Raw genomic sequence first — 500 nt, forward strand, 5'->3', positions numbered from 1 at the left:
CCGGTGAAGTTCTTGAGCTGCCCGGCGCGCGCTTTCTTGTAGAGCCCCTTGACGTCGCGCTTCTCGGCCTCGACCAGGGGCGTGTCGATGAATATCTCGATAAACTCGCCTTCGGGCAGCATCGATCGGACCATGTCGCGTTCGACCTTGAACGGGCTGATGAACGCGGTGATCACGATCAGCCCGGCGTCGGTCATCAGCTTGGCGACCTCGCCGACGCGGCGGATATTCTCGATCCGGTCGGCCTCGGTAAAGCCGAGGTCCTTGTTCAGTCCGTGGCGGACATTGTCGCCGTCGAGCAGGAAGGTATGCCGGTTCATCCGGTGCAGCTTCTTCTCGACGAGGTTGGCGATCGTCGACTTGCCCGAGCCCGAGAGCCCGGTGAACCAGAGAACGGCGGGCTTCTGGTTCTTGAGCGCGGCGTGCGCCTCGCGGCCGATGTCGAGCGCCTGCCAATGGACATTCTGGGCGCGGCGCAGGCTGAAGTGCAGCATGCCCGC

1 protein-coding gene is annotated in these 500 nt (G+C 63.8%); it reads right to left on the minus strand.

The features are described from left to right. The coding region (gene cysC, locus AC07U1_RS22290) for an adenylyl-sulfate kinase (protein ID WP_495178972.1) at window positions 1-500 on the minus strand (500 nt) is incomplete at both ends.

It is taken from the genome of Sphingopyxis sp. GW821-FHT02C12 (genome assembly GCF_059421785.1).